Origin of the sequence: Clostridium sp. B9, from assembly GCF_050509515.1 — a bacterium.
Taxonomy (GTDB): domain Bacteria; phylum Bacillota; class Clostridia; order Clostridiales; family Clostridiaceae; genus Sarcina.
This window is the reverse complement of the sequence record NZ_JBNWKA010000003.1, coordinates 3,724,203-3,742,357: the sequence shown is the minus strand read 5'-3', so window position 1 is coordinate 3,742,357 and position 18,155 is coordinate 3,724,203. Positions and strand designations below refer to the sequence as shown.

Here is an 18,155-nt window from a genome sequence, read left to right as displayed (position 1 = left end):
AAAAATATTCTGTGGATAATTTTTTTGAACGTATTATTGTTAGTAATTTTGGTGTACTTTCACTGAAAATTACAGTGAGATGTATATTGTACAATAAAAATGAGGATAAATTCAACTAAAAAATTAATAAGTAGTAAAAGTTTTTTTATGTATATTTTAAGTTAGTGTAAAGATTAATCTTAAAATATTGACTTTATTAATTATTTATTAGACAATTAATAAGATTTTAGAAGCAGATGGGCGGCTGAGCACTACCCATTTGCTTCTATTTTTTTATGTATATTTTGAAATAAGGGGGAAATGATTTTGTTTAAAGCTTTAAAGAATAAAGAATTTTTATCTACAATGATAATGATGGCTGTTCCTATAACAATACAAAGTTTTATAACTTCATCATTAAATTTAGTTGATAATTTAATGGTAGGTAAGCTTGGAGAAGAAGCAATTGCTTCTGTTGGATTAGCTAATCAATATATATTTATTTTTACATTATGCATTTTAGGGATAAATGCTGGAGCTAGTGTTTTTATGTCTCAGTTTTGGGGAAAGAAGGACCTAAAAAATATTAAAAAGGTTTTAGGTCTTGATATATCTATAGGTTTTATTGTTTCAACAGTATTTGCGTTAGGGTCGGGATTTTTATCTAATGAAATAATGGAGATTTTATCTAATGACCCAAAAGTAATTGAACTTGGAGCAAGATATTTACAGATAGTCGCTATAAGCTGTATTTTTACTAATTTTACACAAGCTTATTCATCAGCACTTAGAAGTACAGAACAACCTTCTGTTCCTATGTACGCAAGTCTTATAGGAGTACTTGTTAATGCATGTTTAAACTGGGTATTCATATTTGGAAATTTAGGTTTTGCTGAAATGGGAGTTGCAGGAGCAGCTTTAGCTACTACTATTGCTAGATTTATAGAGATGATAGTTATAGTTGTCTTTGTTTATTTAAGTAAGAATAAAGTAGCAGCAAAAGTAAAAGAGTTAATGTCATTTGATTTACCTTTTGTAAAAACTTATTTTAAAACTTCTTGGTCAGTAATAGTTAATGAATTAGTGTGGTCTTTAGGAATGACTGCATATTCTATAGCCTATGCTATGATAGGAACAAATGCCGTAGCTAGTATGCAAATAGCAACTACTCTTAATAATATGTTTATGGTGTTTTTAATTGGTTTAGCTACTGCTTCATCTATAATGATTGGAAATAAAATTGGATCAGATGAAGAAGATACTGCAAGAGAGTATGCTAAGAGTATAGCAGCTATATCAGTTATTGTTGGATTTATTTTAGGAGTTTTAATATGGATTACTGCACCACTTGTACTTATGCCGTTTAATGTGAGTGATTCAACTTACCTAGATACTCTAAAAGTTTTAAGAGTAATAGGACTATTCTTTACTATAAGAGCCTTTAATATGGTTATGATAGTTGGGGTCTTCAGGGGTGGTGGAGATACAACTTATTCAATGCTAGTACAATCAGGAACCATATGGCTTTATGCAGTTCCTATGGCATTTTTAGGATCAACAGTATTCTCACTTCCTGTATATAGTGTTTACTTCTTAATATGTACAGAGGAATTTTTAAAGTTAATATTTGAGCTTGGAAGGCTTAAATCTGGTAAGTGGATAAAGAATGTTATAAGTGGAATAGAGGTTGAAGAAAAAAACGAAGAAAATTTAATACCTGTTTAATAAAAAAAGGTTATACTAATAAAAAACAAATTAGTATAACCTTTTATTTTATGAATATAAAAGAGTTCAGCTATCTAAATTATTATATCTTTAAATGTTACACAAGTTTTAGATGACATAACTTGAAGAAATTTATTACTATCTAAAAGTATTCTTTCTATATTATTTTCTTCAGAAGGAAAGTCTCCAATCTTATTACATAATGAAAGTAGTGCAACATCATGAATATCAGTAGTATTTATTAAATCTATTATGCTGTAGGATATTCTGTTTAAAACGAAAATAGGAGCTGAATGATGCTTAACAAGAGCTATTATATATTCATTTAGAATCTCATCTTCACTACAATCTCTTAATATTCTTCTAGTTATTTCTCCACCTATTCTATCATGAATTGGGTTTAGAGTTCTTACCTTTCCTATATCATGAAAAAATGCTGCCCACATAAAAGCTGTAGAGTTATTAGATAAATGTTTGTATTTTGATGCAATATCAACAACATTTAATGTATGAGTCCAAGGATTAGAATAATTAGATTTGTTTTCTTCGTTAAGTTGATTAAAAATATTAAAAGGAGAATTTTTAAATCTATCCTCATTTTTTAATTGATTTAAAAATCTTGATGGTTTATTATCATTTAATAAGTGATTTTGGATTTCTAAAAATAATTCTTTTTTGTTCATGTTATGTACCCCCTAAATTAAATACTTATTTAGAGGATTAACACATGTACAACTTTTTAAACATAGATAAGAAAAAATATACATATATAAATTAAGGGAGGATTTACTTGTGAATAAAAGTATTAGATTATCAGGAATAGCGTATGAGAGTTTAGTTAATGGACCAGGAATAAGAAGAGTTTTCTTTGCACAAGGATGCAATCATAATTGTAGAGGGTGTTTTAATCCAGATACTCATGATTTTATGGGTGGTGAGGAAATGGATATGGACTTGCTTATAAAAGACTTATCAGAAAATCCATTTATTGATGGAGTAACTTTTAGTGGTGGAGATCCATTAGAGCAGTCAGTCAAGTTTCTATATTTAGCTAAAGAATCAAAAAAGTTAGGTCTTAATGTTTGGAGCTATACAGGATATAGATTTGAGTACTTATTAGAAAATGCAAATGAGGAAAATAAGTGGAAAGAATACTTAGAAAACATAGATGTTTTAGTTGATGGAAAGTTTGAAATAAATAATAAACAAGATGGTTTAAGATTCAGGGGGTCAACTAATCAAAGAATAATTGATGTTAAAAAAAGTCTAGAAGAAGGAATGGTTGTACAGTTAGAATTTTAAAGTAAATTAAGATTCTGTTAAAAGCTTGAAATGTAATTTCTTTATAATAGTTTAATATTAAAAGCTATGGTAAAATTATAAATATATAAATATTGGAAGGTAGCGACTTTAAGTGCTTAAAGGGGAGTAGGGAGCAAAAGTATGTTAGAATTTATACTGGACAAAGATGAGTTTATAAGGTGTCGTAGGGATTTTACAAGTAGAGAATTTCTATTTTGGATTTTAATTGAGCTTCTTGGGGCCGTATTTGTATTTATAATGACTATGGTGTTCATTAAAGCTAGTGAAAATCTTAATAATTCTTTTTATTTTGTAACATTGTTATTTTGGATTATTTTCTCTGTTATCTGCAATAGAAAAAATAAGAAAACAATGGAAGATGACATACAAAATAATGTTGAATTTTTAGAACAAAAGAATATGTTTGGTAAATGCAAAATAGAAATTATGAGTGATGGGCTAAGAGTGGAATATAACAATGGCGTTGCCGGAAGGATGTATCCTTGGAAAATAATTAGAGAGGTATTTTCTTTTAAAGAGAATGTATATATTTATATATCTTCTATTGATTATTTATCAATACCAAAGGAAGCTTTTGAAAACAAGGCTCACAGATTATCTTTTTTAAATAAAATAAGTAGTGATAGAAATAACGTTAAAGAACGTATTCTATCTATTATTGGATTAGCATAAAGACTTAACTAAAAAAGTTAAGTCTTTTTTTATTAAATTCATAATTGGTGACTTAGGTTACGTACTTTTGAAAAAATTTAGAGTATCATAATTTTATAATTTTTTTTAGATAAAATATAAATAGAATACTAAACTGAGGTATGATATATTAATTATAAAATTTTAAAAGAGGTGGGAAATATATGTATAGTTTTGAGGTTAAAAAATTAAAATGCACAGATACAAGTGCTATCTTAGTACCATATTTTGAAGATGAAACAAAAATACCTAATGAAGAGGTACAGAGTAAGATAGATATACTAAATAAAAAAGGTCAATTTAAAGGCGCTTACGGAGAGATATTTAGCACAAATAGAATGGTTGGAGATGATATTCAAGACTTAATATTATTAGGACTTGGAAAATCAGAAGATTTAACTAAAGAAAAGCTTAGAAAAGCTTTTGGTAAAGTTGTAGCTGAAATAAAGAGGTTAAAAAGTGATTCCATATTTATAAGATTTGATGCTGGAAAACTTTCTTTAGAAGATTCAATTCAGGCAATCGTTGAAGGTATGGCCTTAGCATCATATACTTTTGACAAATATAAGAGTGATAAAAAAGAAGAGGCTAATGTTTGTGTACATATTGGTGGACATAATATTAAAGAAGAAGAGATAGAGTTAGCTAAAAAGGCTGTAGAGGAAGCAACTTTACTTGCAGAAACAACTTGTTTAGCTAGAGATTTAGTTAATGAACCGTCAAATATAATGTATCCAAAAACTTTAGCTGAAAAAGTTGAAGAAGCTAGCAAAGAGTATGGATTTGAAGTTGAAGTTTTTGATGAAAAGAGAATAGAAGAGTTAAAGATGGAAGCATTCTTATCAGTAGGAATGGGTTCAGATAATTTACCAAGACTTATAGTTATGAGATACTTTGGTGATAAAGATAATATGGACCAAAGATTAGCTTTAGTAGGAAAGGGATTAACTTACGATTCAGGTGGATATTCAATAAAGCCTACTAATGGAATGGTAACAATGAAATCAGATATGGGTGGAGCTGCTGCTGTTATAGGAGCAATAAGTGCCATAGCTAAGAGAAATCTAAAAATAAATGTAATAGCTATAGTAGCTGCTTGTGAAAATATGATATCAGGTCATGCTTATAAGCCTGGTGATATTATAGGATCTATGGCAGGAAAAACTATAGAGATATTAAATACAGATGCTGAAGGAAGACTTACTTTAATAGATGCTGTAACTTATGCTATAGAAAAAGAAAAAGCTAGTGAAGTTATAGATGTAGCTACATTAACAGGTGCAGCCTTAGTAGCTTTAGGTGATGATGTTACTGCAGTTGTAACTAATAATGATGAGTTTTATAATGAGCTACAAGAAGCTACAAAGGTAACTGGAGAAAAAGTATGGCAATTACCAAGTTTTGAAGAATATAATGAACTTATAAAATCAAGTATAGCAGACTTAAAGAATATAGGTGGAAAATATGCTGGAACAATTACAGCTGGTTTATTCATTGGTGAATTTGTTCAAAATAAACCATGGTTACACTTAGATATAGCAGGTCCTGCATTTGCTGAGAAAAAGGGTGCTTATTGTCCAGTTGGAGGAACAGGAGCAGGCGTTAGAACACTATATGAATTAGCAAATAGAAGATGTAAATAGTATAATATAAGTAGGAAGAGGAAAGCTTTTCCTACTTTTTTTATATTATTTATGACGAGGGAGATATTATGACGAAGGTTTATATAGTAAGACATGGGGAAACTGAATGGAACGTAGCAGGAAAGATGCAAGGATGTAAAGATTCAAATCTTACTCCTCTTGGTGTTGAACAAGCTAAGTGGCTAGGAGAGAGGTTAAGAGATAAGCATATAGATAGAATATACTCTAGTCCACTATATAGAGCCAGACATACAGCAGAGCTTATAAAAGGTGAAAGAGATATAGAAATATTAGATGAACATGATTTAAGAGAACTTGAACTTGGTGAATGGGAAGGTCTAAGAAAGTGTGATGTTGAAAAGATAGACAAGCATAATATGCTTAATTTCTGGGAGAATACTGAGGCCTTCAATCCACCAAATGGAGCAGAAAGTTTTTATGAATTAGTTGATAGAGCTTATAATGTTATAATGAAATTGGTAAGAGAAAATAAAGATAAAACTATATTAATAGTTTCGCATACAATAACTATTAAAAGTTTTATGGCTGAGCTTCAAGGTCATGGAGTAAAGGGAGTTTGGAACCCACCATTTTTAAAGCAAACTAGCTTAACAGAGATAGATTTTAATGATGAAGAATTTAATATAATCATGAATGCAGATACTTCTCACTACAAAGAAGAGGTAGTTTTAGGTAAAGGCGTTTAAAGATTAGAGGGAGTATCTAGAATTTTTTTTGATACCCCCTTTTATTTTTAATAAACTGAGAGTAAAATAAACAAGAGAAATATGAATAATAAGTTAATTAATTCATTAAAATTTAAAAATATGAGGTGGTTACTATGAAGAAATTGAGAGTTGGAATAATATTAGTTATAGCAATATTTACTTCAGTTTTATTTGCTGGATGTTCTTCATCAAATGATGATAAGGTCTATAATATGAATCAAGAGATAAATGTAGGAGATTTAACATTGAAGGTAACAGGAACTGAAAGATTAGAATCAATAGATAATCTTAAAGCTGAACAAGGAAAAGAATTATTAGTAGTTAAATACATTATGAAAAATAATACTAATGATGATAAAGCTTGCAGTAGAATAGAATTTACTTTAGAAGATAAAAATGATAAAGAAATAAAAAGTGTTTTCATACCTGAAGATTTAAAAAAAGCTACAGAACTAAAAATAGCTAATGATAAAGCTGTACCAGCTAATGGTGAATTAGAGGGTTCTGTGGTATTCCAAGTTAATAAGGGTGCAAAAGACTTAGTTTTAGACTATGAGCCAGAAATATTAGATATTGATTCAGTACATGTTAAATTAGGTTAATAAAAAAAGAAGTGGAGTTAATTCCACTTCTTTTTGTTTATTAGAATTCTGAAGAACCAGTAGTTCTTGGGAATGGTATTACGTCTCTTATATTAGCCATTCCTGTGATGTACATGATTAATCTTTCGAAACCTAGACCAAATCCTGAGTGAACAGTTCCACCGTATTTTCTAAGTTCTAAATACCACCAGTAATCTTCTTCATTTAAGCTTAATTCAGCCATTCTAGATTTTAAGACATCAAGTCTTTCTTCTCTTTGGCTACCACCTATGATTTCTCCGATTCCAGGAACTAAGCAGTCCATAGCAGCAACTGTTTTTCCATCTTCGTTTAATCTCATGTAGAATGCTTTGATATCTTTTGGATAGTCAGTTACGAATACTGGTTTCTTGAAGATTTCTTCTGTTAAGAATCTTTCATGTTCAGTTTGAAGGTCTATTCCCCACTCAACTGGGTATTCGAACTCTTTTCCTGACTCTTGAAGTAATTTAACAGCTTCAGTGTAAGTAACTTTTCCGAATTCTGAGCTTACAACATGGTTTAATCTATCTAATAATCCTTTATCAACAAATTGATTAAAGAAAGCTATTTCTTCTGGACACTCATCCATAACGTATTTTATAACGTATTTTAACATGTTTTCAGCAACTTCCATGTCATCTATTAAATCAGCAAATGCCATCTCAGGCTCAATCATCCAGAACTCAGCAGCATGTTTAACTGTGTTTGAGTTTTCTGCTCTGAAAGTTGGTCCAAAAGTATAGATGTTTCTGAATGCTAAAGCGAAACATTCAGCGTTTAATTGTCCTGAAACTGTTAAGTTAGTTTCTTTTCCAAAGAAATCTTCTGAAAAGTCTATAACTCCTTCTTCAGTCATTGGAGGGTTCATCATATCTAAAGTAGTTACTCTGAACATTTCTCCAGCTCCCTCACAGTCTGAACCTGTTAAGATTGGAGTATGAGTATAAACAAATCCTTGATCTTGGAAGAATTTATGGATAGCGTAAGCTGCCACACTTCTTACTCTGAAAGTAGCTGAGAAAGCGTTACTTCTTGGTCTTAAGTGAGCAATTGTTCTTAAGTACTCAAAAGTATGTCTTTTCTTTTGTAGAGGGTAATCTGAATCAGACATTCCTTCTACTAATATTTCATCTGCTTGAATTTCAAATGGTTGTTTTGAATCTGGAGTTACTACTAAAGTACCTATAACTGATATTGATGAACTTATAGGTAATTTTGAAACCTCTTTATAGTTAGATATTTTTTCACTATCAAAAACAACTTGAACGTTTTTGAAGAATGAACCATCATTAACTTCTATAAATCCAAAAGCGTTTGAAGCTCTTAGAGTTCTTATCCAACCTGATACTTTTACTTTTTTATCACTATATTCACTAGTGTTTCTGTAAAGACTTTTAACTAAAACTACATCTTTCATTATTGTATCCTCTCTTTCTTATAATAAGTTTTATTCCAAATAAAAAAAGCCATTCATCCACATGATTAATGGGACGAATGGCATTATTCGCGGTACCACCCAAATTGCTATTAAAAATAATAGCCGGCTTTATGAACACTAAATATGTTCTTCAAGTGTAACGGTTTGAATCCGTCTAAGTCTACTCTCCTAAGAAAGGATTTCGGTTAGAAACTCAGAGATGTTCTTCAGAATAGGTTTCACTACAGAACTCTCACCATAATCTGCTCGCTAGAAGCTACATCCTAAACTTACTCTTCTCGTCATAGTAAATAAAAAAACTATTTAGTTTGATTAATAATGATTTTACAATAAAATATTAACATTTGCAATATTAACCACATAGAAATATATAGATATAGTATGTATTTAAGGAGTTTTTATGTGCGATTTTTTTGAAGAAAAGTTTGAACAAATAAATAAATTAAAGTATTTAATGACTTTAGCAAGAAATGATGAAAACTTAAAAAAATATAGAGATAAAATAGAAGAAGTATTTAATGAATTTGATAATTACAGCACAAGAGAAGAAGAACAAGATATACTTATATTAACACCAGAGGAGTTAGCTGGATTCAGTGGAAAGGATGGTAAGCCAGCTTATGTAGCTATAGATGGGATGATTTATGATGTAACTAACATAGAATTATTCAAACAGAGTCCACATAATGAGTTAAAGCTAGGAAAAGATTTAACTAATGAATTTAATGAATGTCATGAAGGTAATGTAGGTATTTTAAATAAGATACCTGTTGTTGGAATGCTAGCTGAACCAGAGGAAGTTGAATTGATTGAGGAAGTTGAGCCATACTATTCTGAAAAAAGGCTAAAAGTAATTAGTACAAAAGAATTGGCAACATATAATGGTGAGGGAGATAAACCAGCTTATGTAGCTATAGATGGACTTGTATATAATGTTACAAATTTACCATTCTTAAAAGTGAATCCACATGATGAACTAAAGTTAGGTACAGATATAAGCGATGAGTATAGAGCGTGTCACAATGGGAATAAGGGATTGTTAGAAGATATTCCTGTAGTAGGTGTATTATATGATTTCCCAGAAAGTAATAGAGGAAAACATGAAAATCAGAATATAGAACCATTAGATAATAATGAGGTTAGAGAGTTTAAAGTAAATGAATTGATAAGTTTTAATGGGAAGGATGGAAAACCACCGTATATAGCTGTTTTCGGAACTGTTTATGATTTAACTGATATTGAAGATTCTAAACTTATGGATGTTAAATTAGGTTGTGATTTAACAGGAGAATATAAGGAGGTTTATGGGAATGATAAATCTTATTTGAGGGATATTCCTATAGCAGGAGTTTTAACTTGTAGTTGTATAGAAGTTTAATAAAAAATAAAGCTAGTTATAAACTAGCTTTATTTTTTATTCTTTTCCTAATTCATAAGAATAAACTAATTTATGAGGGAAGTTCTTTAATTCCATATCCTTCATAGTTCTTTTAAATTCATAAGGAACAGTTTTAATCTCAACTTTTAATTTAAATTCATTAGATATATCTAGAATTACATAAGTTGCATGAGGTTTTCCGTTTTTAGGTTTACCAACACTACCGTCGTTTATAATAACCTTATCACCAACTTTTTTAGCATAAGGTATGTGAGTGTGCGCACAAACTAAAACATCTTCCTTAAGTTCACTCATAATCTCATCAAGTTCAGAATAGTCTTCTTTAAGGTATTCATTAATTCTTCTAGGACTACCATGTACAAACTTTATAGATTTTCCACAAACATTGATAGAAAGATCATTTGGAAGATTATCAAGATAATATCTATTAGATGTTCTAAGCTCTTCTACAGTCCAAGGTAGAGAAAATGAGTTTATGTCTGTATCTCTAATATATGTATAATCATTATCTACAACAGAAGCATCATAATTTCCCTTTAGACAAAGAATATTTCTTCTTTTAATAAGTGCTATTACTTCATTAGGATGAGGTCCATAGCCAACTAAATCTCCTAGACATATTATTGAATCGATATTTTGATTATCTATATCTTCTAAAACTTCTCTTAAAGCATATAAGTTACCGTGTATATCTGATATTACTGCAATTCTCAACTTTATGGCCTCCTTAGTAAAATAGTAAATTTATTTCATAGTAATTATTATATAACAAAATGATGGACAAAATATAAAAATAAATATTACAAAGTCGATAATCTATAGAAATTATTAGATAGTATAAATTTGTGATATAATTTATTTAAAGAAATTTAACTATTAAAAGAGGAGTGATTAGGGTGAAAGACGGAAGATTAAAAAGAATCATAGAAGCTATGGAGGAAAAAAAAATACCTCAAATGTTAGTTTCTTCACCTGCGGCAATATTTTATTTAACTGGTAAGTGGATAAATCCGGGAGAAAGAATGGTTACACTTTACATAAATACTAATGGAAATCATAAATTTATAGTAAATGAATTATTCCCAATAAATGAAGATTTAGGTGTTGATATACTTTGGTATAACGATACTATGAACCCAATAGATACTTTACATGAAGTAATAAATCATGATGAAGTCTTAGGGATAGATAAGGATTGGAAAGCTCATTTCTTAATACAACTATTAGAGAGAAACTCAGCAAAGAACTTTGTGAATGGATCTCCTATAGTTGATAGAGTAAGAATGAGAAAAGATGAAGAAGAAATAGCTTTAATGAAAGAAGCTTCAAGAATAAATGACATAGCTGTAGAAAAGGCTATAAATAGCTTAAAAGAAGGTATGACAGAGAAGGAAGTAGTAGAAGTATTAGGTAAGTGCTATGCAGAGTATGGATGCCAAGGATACTCATTTACACCAATAGTTGCTTTTGCAGCTAATGCAGCAGATCCTCATGCAGAATCAGGTGAGCAAAGATTAGAAAAAGGAATGGGTGTATTAATAGATACTGGATGTAAAAAAGATTACTACTGTTCAGACATGACTAGATGTGTATTCTTTGGTGAGCCAACTGAGCATCAAAAAGAAATATTTAATACAGTATTAGAAGCTAATAAAAAGGCTATAGAAATGATTAAACCTGGTGTTAGATTCTGTGATATAGATAAGACAGCAAGAGACGTTATAGAGGAAGCTGGCTATGGAAAATATTTTACTCATAGAACAGGTCATTCAATAGGAATAGAAACTCATGACTTCGGTGATGTAGGAGCTACTAATACAGATGAAGTTAAACCAGGAATGATATTCTCTGTTGAGCCTGGAATATATCTTCAAGGAGATATGGGGGTAAGAATAGAGGATTTAGTATTAGTTACTGAAGAGGGTTGTGAAAGATTAAATCATTTTAATAAAGAATTATCAGTAATAAAATAATTATTTAAAAGTACAAATCTTAGAATTCATATTATTTGATTTATGAATTCTAAGATTTTTTTATTTTAATATACAAAAAAAGAACATTCTTGAAATCAAGAATGTTCTCATATTTTATAATACAATCTAAAGTTTTCTTAAATATTAAGCACTGAATAAGATACCAGCTATTGTAGCTGTCATACAAGTAGCTAATACACCACCTAAAAGTGCTTTTAATCCTAACTTAGCTATAGTTGGTTTCTTTTCTGGAGCTAATCCACCGATACCACCTAATTGGATTGCAACTGAACTTAAGTTAGCGAATCCACAAAGAGCATAAGTTAATATCATTACAGTCTTAGGTTCTAATGTTCCGTTAGCTATGTAAGTTCCTAATTGAGAATATGCTAAGAACTCATTAACAGCTAACTTGATTCCTAATAAGTCTCCAGCAACGAAAACATCTTTCATTGGTACACCCATAATGAATGCTAGAGGAGAGAATAATCTACCAAGAATCCAGTTTAAGCTTAACCAAGGAGCTCCGAAGATTCCACCGATTGCACCGAATAATGCGTTAATCATAGCTATAAGAGCAACGAATGCAAGAAGCATAGCACCAACGTTTAATGCTAATCCTAAACCTTCTGAAGCACCGTTTGCAGCAGCTTCTATAACATTTTCACTTTCAACTTTAAGCTCAAGAGTTCCGCCACCTTTAGTTTCTGGTTCTTCTGTTTCAGGAACTAAGATTTTAGCAAGTATTAATCCAGCAGGAGCAGCCATGATTGAAGCAGCAAGTAAACTACCTGCGTTAACTCCCATTGCTACGTAACCAGCCATAACACCACCAGCAACTGTAGCCATACCACCTACCATGATTGCACATAATTCTGATTTAGTCATGTTCTTTATGTAAGGCTTAACTAGAAGTGGAGCTTCTGTTTGACCTAAGAAGATATTACCAACAGCACTGAAAGTTTCAGCACCACTTGTTCCTAATAATTTAGCAACCCCTTTAGCAATAACTTTAACTATTACTTGAACTACACCTAAATGATATAAAACACTCATTAATGATGAGAAGAAGATAATTGTTGGTAATACTTGTAAAGCAAATATCATACCAATTTTATCTGTATCAAGTAATGGTCCAAATAAGAATGAACTACCTTCCTTAGTAAAATCTAAAAGTTTAGTTATTCCACTACTAACCCATTCAAATACTGCTCTACCAGCAGGTACTTTTAAGATTAGTAAAGCGAAAACTATTTGTAGTAAAAGACCTGTTCCGACAAGTCTCCAGTTGATCTTCTTTCTGTTTTCAGAGAAAAGAACAGCTATACCAATAATACATATAAGACCTATTACACCAATAATCCTATCCACCTTTGTTCTCCTTTTCTTATGTTTTTTTTGTTCATTTTATTTTATACTAGTTTTGTATTTAATAAAAGTTAAAAAATGTAATTTTAATTAACTTTATTAAATTTCTTTTATAATGTTTGTCATTAATTCAATAAAAGTTTTTCTAACTTTGGCTGAAGTTTCCATAACTTCTTCGTGGTTAAGTGGTTGCTCTAATATACCAGCAGCCATGTTAGTCATGCATGAAACACCTATAACTTTCATTCCACTGTGGTTTGCTATTATAACTTCTGGAACTGTTGACATACCAACTGCATCAGCACCTAAAGTTCTTGCCATTCTTATTTCAGCAGGAGTTTCGTAAGTTGGGCCACTAAACATAGCATATACACCTTCTCTTACTTCTATTCCTAAGTTTTTAGCAATATCTTTAACTTGTGCTCTTAACTCTTTGTCATAAGCATTTGACATATCAGGGAATCTAGTTCCAAATTCGTTTAAGTTTTTACCGATTAGTGGGTTAGCTCCTGATAAGTTTAAGTGATCTGATATTATCATTAAATCTCCAGGAGTATAGTTTGTATTTACTGCACCAGCTGCATTAGTAACTACTAAAGTTTCAACTCCTAATAGTTTCATAACTCTTACTGGACAAGTAACTTCTTGCATTGAATATCCTTCATAGTAGTGGAATCTTCCTTGCATTGCAACAACTTCTTTTCCTTGGAATTTTCCTATAACTAATCTTCCGGCATGTCCTTCTACTGTAGAAACTGGGAAGTTTGGAATTTCGTTGTATGGGTAGAACTCAGCATCTTCAATTTGATCTGCTATAGCACCAAGACCTGATCCTAAGATTAATCCCATTGTTGGGTTGTATTTGCTTTTTCCTTTTATGTAGTCTGCTGCTGTTTTGATTCTGTTTGATAAATCCATAATATACACCTCTTAATGAAAAAAAATTTTGTTTGGAATATTTTTAGTTTGTGGTAACGCTTACTTTAAAATGTATAAAATTCTAAATTAATTTTAAAATTATTTTATTAACATCTCAGAACCCCTTAATACAAGTTCTGGTGTTATTGTTATGCTACTTAATTCTTTTTTTGATTCATTATTTAATGAATCAATCAATAAATTCATACTAAGTTCTCCAAGTTCTTTGCTTGGACCATTTATATGGCTTAGATTTATACCTAATGTTTCTAATATAGGTATATTATCGAATGAAATTAATGAAATATCCTTTGAAATTTCAATATTTTCTTCTCTTAAAGCTTTTAAACAACCTAATGTCATAAGGTTATTACATACAAAAATTGCTGAAGGTCTATTCTTCATTGATAGAATTTCTTTAGTGCATTTGTAACCAGTTTCTTCTTCATAGTCACCATAAAAAATTAGGTCATTACGTATGCCTAAATTATTCATTATTAATGCTTTTTCATACCCTAGCAATCTATCTTGAGCTGGCTTTGATGTCATACGTCCAGTTATTATAGCTATGTCTTCATGACCGGCTTTAATAAGTGCTTCTGTAGCATCAAAAGATCCTTTTATATTGTCAACAAAAACTCCGTTAAAATTATGGTACTTAAGACTACCATCAACTAAAACAACAGGAATTCCTAAGCTTGTTATAGCTTTAAGATATTCACTATTTAGGTCGTTTTCAACAGAGGTTGGACAAATAATTATACCTCTAATTCTTTGTTCTTTTAATGTTTTGATAGATTTAATTTCTTTATCAATGCTTTCATCAGAATCACAAAGAATTAAGTTCAAATCATGTGCTTCTGCAACGTCGCTTATTCCTTTTATTATGGCTCCAAAGAAAGGGTTGGTAATATCAGGAACTATTACTCCGATTGTATTAGTAATATTTTTAGAAAGACTTCTAGCAATAGCACTAGGAGTATAGTTATATTTATTTATAACCCTCATAACTTTTTCGCGAGTTTCTTCTTTAACATATCCAGAATTATTAATAACCCTAGATACTGTAGCTAATGAAACACCAGCTTCTTTTGCAATATTGTTAATTGTTATAGACATATCACTCTCCCCCTCTTACAATATTATAGTTTAACTCAAGAAATAATTAAACAAATATTTTCCTGTAGTAAAATGTATGTTTAATATCTTGTGTTATCGCTTACATAATGTTGTAAAAGAAACTGAGTTAGTCCACATGTAAATGATAACATCATTTTGAATAGATTGCAAATAAAAAAAGGCTATTTTATTAAAAAAATAGCCTTAAATTTAACTTACTTTAAGAAAAGTTCACCAACTTTAACTACATCACCGGCTCCAACTGTTAGAAGTAAGTCGCCTTCTGATACGTTTTTCTTAACAAAGTTTAGCGCCTCTTCATGAGAGTGAACATTTGTACACTTAATTCCTCTAGCTCTTATGGCATCACCAAGTTGAACTGAGTTTATTTCTCCAAGGTTCGTTTCTCTAGCTGCATATATGTCCATTAAAATAAGCTCATCACAATCATCAAAACACTTAGTGAAATCTTCAAAAAGAGTTTTTGTTCTTGTATAAGTATGTGGTTGGAATACACATATAGTTTTATGATGAGGCATTTTCTTAGCTGTGCTTAGAGTTGCTTTTATTTCAACAGGATGGTGAGCATAATCATCTATAACTGTTACGTTATCTTTTTTACCTTTATACTCAAATCTCTTATGAGCTCCACCAAATGATGAAAGTCCAGAAACTGTAGCTTCAGCAGGAACTTTAAATATTTCTGCTAAACAAATTGCAGATAATGAATTTGACACATTATGCATACCTGGAACATTTAAAGTAAGCGTAAGAAGTTTTTCCTCTCCTCTGTACGCATCAAAAGTAGCACATCCATTATCATTAAATACTATATTTCTAGCTTGGATATCTCCACCGTTTATTCCATAAGTTAATACATTACATTTAGCACCTTCAAGAACTTCAAGAACTTTTTTATCATCTGCATTTCCTATGATGTAACCATCATTAGGAATTAAAGAAACAAATTGTTTGAATGTATCTTTTATGTGGTTTATGTCTTTGTAGAAATCTAAGTGGTCTGCATCTATGTTCAGAATAATTCCTACATATGGGAAGAATCTTAAGAAACTTTGCTTATATTCGCAAGCTTCAGTTATGAAATACTCACTATTTCCAACTCTAAAGTTTCCATTGATTATATCTAAATCTCCACCAACTAATATTGTAGGATCTAAATCTGCACTAAGAGCAACATGTGAAATCATAGAAGTAGTAGTAGTTTTTCCATGAGTACCAGCTACTGCAACATTAAATTTATGACCTTTCATAATTTGTCCTAAAAATTCAGCTCTATCCATAAGAATAAGGTTATCCTCTTTAGCCTTAACTATTTCAGGATTATCACTTGGTATTGCCGCAGTATATACTACTATGTCAACATCCTGTAAGTTATCTTTACTGTGACCTATGTATATTTTGGCACCTTCTTTTTTTAATCTATTGGTAATTTCTGATTCTTTAGAATCAGATCCTGAAACTTTGTATCCGGCATTTAATAGTACAGCAGCTAATCCGCTCATACTAACTCCGCCAATTCCTATAAAATGAACTTTTTTATTAATATCTTTTAATAAATCGAAAGCCAAGATATCAACTCCTTTACTTATATACACTAATAATTATATACACTTTTTTGGAAAAGCACACAAAAAAATTCTTTTTAAAAGTATTTTATGATGATTTATTGAAATTTGTACTACTTAATATTTATATAGTCTTTATATAGTTATTATAATAACTTAATAATTATTAAGAAAAATTTAGTAAAATTCGCTTTATGCAATAGATAAACGGTTAACAGAGGTAATAAAGTTTGTTATAATGATTTTAAATACAGAATAAAATTTGGAAAATGTATAAAAACATATGTGTTTTATAAATAATAAAAATATGAACTATACGTGGAAAATATATACTGGAAATTTATATAGGTCAGGTGATTAATATGGAGAAACTAAGCAGAAACAGTAGAGTATCGATAATAACTAAGGTTCTTATCGAAAATCCTAATAAAATAATTGGATTAAATAAGTTCTCAGAACTTTTAAATGCAGCTAAATCAACAATAAGTGAAGATATAGTAATTGTTAGAGAAATATTAGCTAAATTTTCTATGGGAAAAGTAGAAACTATAGCTGGGGCTGCAGGTGGAATAAGATATATTCCTGAAATGGGTGAAGAAGATAAGAATAAATTTTTAGAAGAGTTATGTGAAATTGCTAGTGAAAGCAATAGAGTAGTTCCAGGAAATTTCTTATACGTAACTGATATAATGTTTGATCCTAACATAATAAGTAAAGCTTCTGTTATTTTAGCATCATATTTTCAAGAGATGGATATAGACTATGTAATAACAGTTGAAACAAAAGGAGTTCCTTTAGCTTATGAAGTTGCTAAATGTTTAGGGGTCCAACTTATAACAGCTAGAAGAGATAGTAAAGTAACTGAAGGTTCAACAGTTTCAATAAACTATGTTTCGGGAACTTCAGGAAAGATACAACAAATGTGTCTATCAAGAAAATCATTAAAGCAAGGAAGTAAATGCATATTCATAGATGACTTTATGAGAGGCGGCGGAACTGCTAAGGGGTTAGTTGATCTATTAAGAGAATTTGATTCAGAACTTATGGGAATAGGTGTATTAATAGATAATAAATTATCAACTAATAAAATAACTAAAGATTATGTATCATTAATTGATATTGTTGAGATAAATGAAGATGGAGTAAAAATGGTTCCTTCAGTTTAAGAACTATATGTTACTATTATTAATAAAATTTACAAAATATATGAAAAAAAGAAGGAATTTTATATTTTGTATAGAATATACATAGTAACAACAACTGGAGGTGTACAATAATGAATATTACAGATGTAAGAATTAGAAAAATATCTGCAGAAGGTAAGATGAAAGCAATTGTTTCTGTAACTTTTGAGAACCAATTTGTAGTTCATGATATTAAAATCATTGAGGGATTGAATGGTCTTTTCATAGCTATGCCTAGCAGAAAAACACCAGATGGAGAGTTTAAGGATATAGCTCATCCTATAAATACAGAAACTAGAGAGCAGATCCAAAGAGCAATTCTTGATGAGTATGAAAAGGTTAAAAATTTAGAAGTTCAAGAATAATTTTAATAAAAGGAAGGTTTCTTCCTTTTATTTTTTTGTCGTAATAATAGTGAATTACTTATTAATTTAATGAATAAGTTATTATTGAAATAAG

General features: G+C 30.1%; 17 protein-coding genes and 1 other annotated feature. Of the genes, 10 read left to right on the top strand and 7 right to left on the bottom strand.

Annotated features, from left to right (window positions below; all coding sequences use genetic code 11):
* The first annotated feature begins 345 nt into the window (after positions 1 to 345).
* Positions 346 to 1,704, top strand: a complete 1,359-nt coding sequence (locus ACQZHJ_RS16945) for an MATE family efflux transporter (protein ID WP_430486911.1) — start codon at positions 346 to 348, stop codon at positions 1,702 to 1,704.
* Positions 1,705 to 1,778: 74 nt separating this feature from the next.
* On the opposite strand, the gene ACQZHJ_RS16940 is transcribed toward ACQZHJ_RS16945, so the two are convergent.
* Entirely contained in the window at positions 1,779 to 2,387 is a 609-nt protein-coding gene (locus tag ACQZHJ_RS16940; RefSeq protein ID WP_430486650.1) for an HD domain-containing protein, read from the bottom strand.
* A 109-nt stretch (positions 2,388 to 2,496) separates the two neighbouring features.
* On the opposite strand from ACQZHJ_RS16940, the gene nrdG reads away from it, so the two are divergent.
* The 5 genes from nrdG to ACQZHJ_RS16915 all read left to right on the top strand — a co-directional run bounded on the left by nrdG (position 2,497) and on the right by ACQZHJ_RS16915 (position 6,690).
* Entirely contained in the window at positions 2,497 to 3,006 is a 510-nt protein-coding gene (gene nrdG / locus ACQZHJ_RS16935) for an anaerobic ribonucleoside-triphosphate reductase activating protein (RefSeq protein ID WP_430486649.1), read from the top strand.
* 141 nt (positions 3,007 to 3,147) lie between these two features.
* Positions 3,148 to 3,699: a YcxB family protein gene (locus ACQZHJ_RS16930; RefSeq protein ID WP_430486648.1), complete on the top strand. Its 552-nt coding sequence runs from the start codon at positions 3,148 to 3,150 to the stop codon at positions 3,697 to 3,699.
* Between the two features lie 182 nt (positions 3,700 to 3,881).
* Positions 3,882 to 5,360: a leucyl aminopeptidase gene (locus ACQZHJ_RS16925; RefSeq protein ID WP_430486647.1), complete on the top strand. Its 1,479-nt coding sequence runs from the start codon at positions 3,882 to 3,884 to the stop codon at positions 5,358 to 5,360.
* 68 nt (positions 5,361 to 5,428) lie between these two features.
* Positions 5,429 to 6,067 carry a histidine phosphatase family protein gene (locus ACQZHJ_RS16920; protein WP_430486646.1) on the top strand — a complete coding sequence of 213 codons (639 nt, stop codon included), beginning with the start codon at positions 5,429 to 5,431 and terminating at the stop codon, positions 6,065 to 6,067.
* A 134-nt stretch (positions 6,068 to 6,201) separates the two neighbouring features.
* Positions 6,202 to 6,690 (top strand): DUF3426 domain-containing protein, encoded by a 489-nt coding sequence (locus tag ACQZHJ_RS16915; RefSeq protein WP_430486645.1) that lies wholly within the window; start codon positions 6,202 to 6,204, stop codon positions 6,688 to 6,690.
* A gap of 40 nt (positions 6,691 to 6,730) precedes the next feature.
* On the opposite strand, the gene asnS is transcribed toward ACQZHJ_RS16915, so the two are convergent.
* Complete coding sequence (asnS, locus tag ACQZHJ_RS16910; protein WP_430486644.1) at positions 6,731 to 8,128, bottom strand: asparagine--tRNA ligase; 1,398 nt, start codon at positions 8,126 to 8,128, stop codon at positions 6,731 to 6,733.
* Positions 8,129 to 8,194: 66 nt separating this feature from the next.
* Positions 8,195 to 8,443 (bottom strand) — a binding site (T-box leader).
* Between the two features lie 106 nt (positions 8,444 to 8,549).
* Between asnS and ACQZHJ_RS16905 the strand changes: the two genes are divergently transcribed.
* Positions 8,550 to 9,527: a cytochrome b5 domain-containing protein gene (locus tag ACQZHJ_RS16905; RefSeq protein ID WP_430486643.1), complete on the top strand. Its 978-nt coding sequence runs from the start codon at positions 8,550 to 8,552 to the stop codon at positions 9,525 to 9,527.
* 36 nt (positions 9,528 to 9,563) lie between these two features.
* Here ACQZHJ_RS16905 and ACQZHJ_RS16900 read toward each other — a convergent pair whose 3' ends face one another.
* Positions 9,564 to 10,262, bottom strand: coding sequence for a metallophosphoesterase family protein (locus ACQZHJ_RS16900; protein ID WP_430486642.1), 699 nt, complete (start codon positions 10,260 to 10,262; stop codon positions 9,564 to 9,566).
* Between the two features lie 182 nt (positions 10,263 to 10,444).
* On the opposite strand from ACQZHJ_RS16900, the gene ACQZHJ_RS16895 reads away from it, so the two are divergent.
* Positions 10,445 to 11,521, top strand: coding sequence for a M24 family metallopeptidase (locus ACQZHJ_RS16895; protein WP_430486641.1), 1,077 nt, complete (start codon positions 10,445 to 10,447; stop codon positions 11,519 to 11,521).
* A 144-nt stretch (positions 11,522 to 11,665) separates the two neighbouring features.
* Here ACQZHJ_RS16895 and ACQZHJ_RS16890 read toward each other — a convergent pair whose 3' ends face one another.
* The 4 genes from ACQZHJ_RS16890 to murC form a co-directional block, all read right to left on the bottom strand.
* The gene (locus ACQZHJ_RS16890) at positions 11,666 to 12,892 is read right to left on the bottom strand and encodes a NupC/NupG family nucleoside CNT transporter (RefSeq protein ID WP_430486640.1); all 1,227 of its coding nucleotides are present in this window, start codon (positions 12,890 to 12,892) and stop codon (positions 11,666 to 11,668) included.
* A gap of 96 nt (positions 12,893 to 12,988) precedes the next feature.
* Positions 12,989 to 13,807, bottom strand: coding sequence for a purine-nucleoside phosphorylase (locus ACQZHJ_RS16885; RefSeq protein ID WP_430486639.1), 819 nt, complete (start codon positions 13,805 to 13,807; stop codon positions 12,989 to 12,991).
* A gap of 99 nt (positions 13,808 to 13,906) precedes the next feature.
* Entirely contained in the window at positions 13,907 to 14,926 is a 1,020-nt protein-coding gene (locus ACQZHJ_RS16880; protein WP_430486638.1) for a LacI family DNA-binding transcriptional regulator, read from the bottom strand.
* 215 nt (positions 14,927 to 15,141) lie between these two features.
* Positions 15,142 to 16,515, bottom strand: coding sequence for a UDP-N-acetylmuramate--L-alanine ligase (gene murC, locus ACQZHJ_RS16875; protein WP_430486637.1), 1,374 nt, complete (start codon positions 16,513 to 16,515; stop codon positions 15,142 to 15,144).
* A 359-nt stretch (positions 16,516 to 16,874) separates the two neighbouring features.
* Between murC and purR the strand changes: the two genes are divergently transcribed.
* Together purR and spoVG are read left to right on the top strand one after the other, a co-directional pair.
* Positions 16,875 to 17,678, top strand: a complete 804-nt coding sequence (gene purR, locus ACQZHJ_RS16870; protein ID WP_430486636.1) for a pur operon repressor — start codon at positions 16,875 to 16,877, stop codon at positions 17,676 to 17,678.
* A gap of 110 nt (positions 17,679 to 17,788) precedes the next feature.
* A complete protein-coding gene (spoVG, locus tag ACQZHJ_RS16865; RefSeq protein ID WP_430486635.1) occupies positions 17,789 to 18,061 on the top strand; it encodes a septation regulator SpoVG in 273 nt (90 codons plus the stop codon).
* Positions 18,062 to 18,155 lie beyond the last annotated feature (94 nt).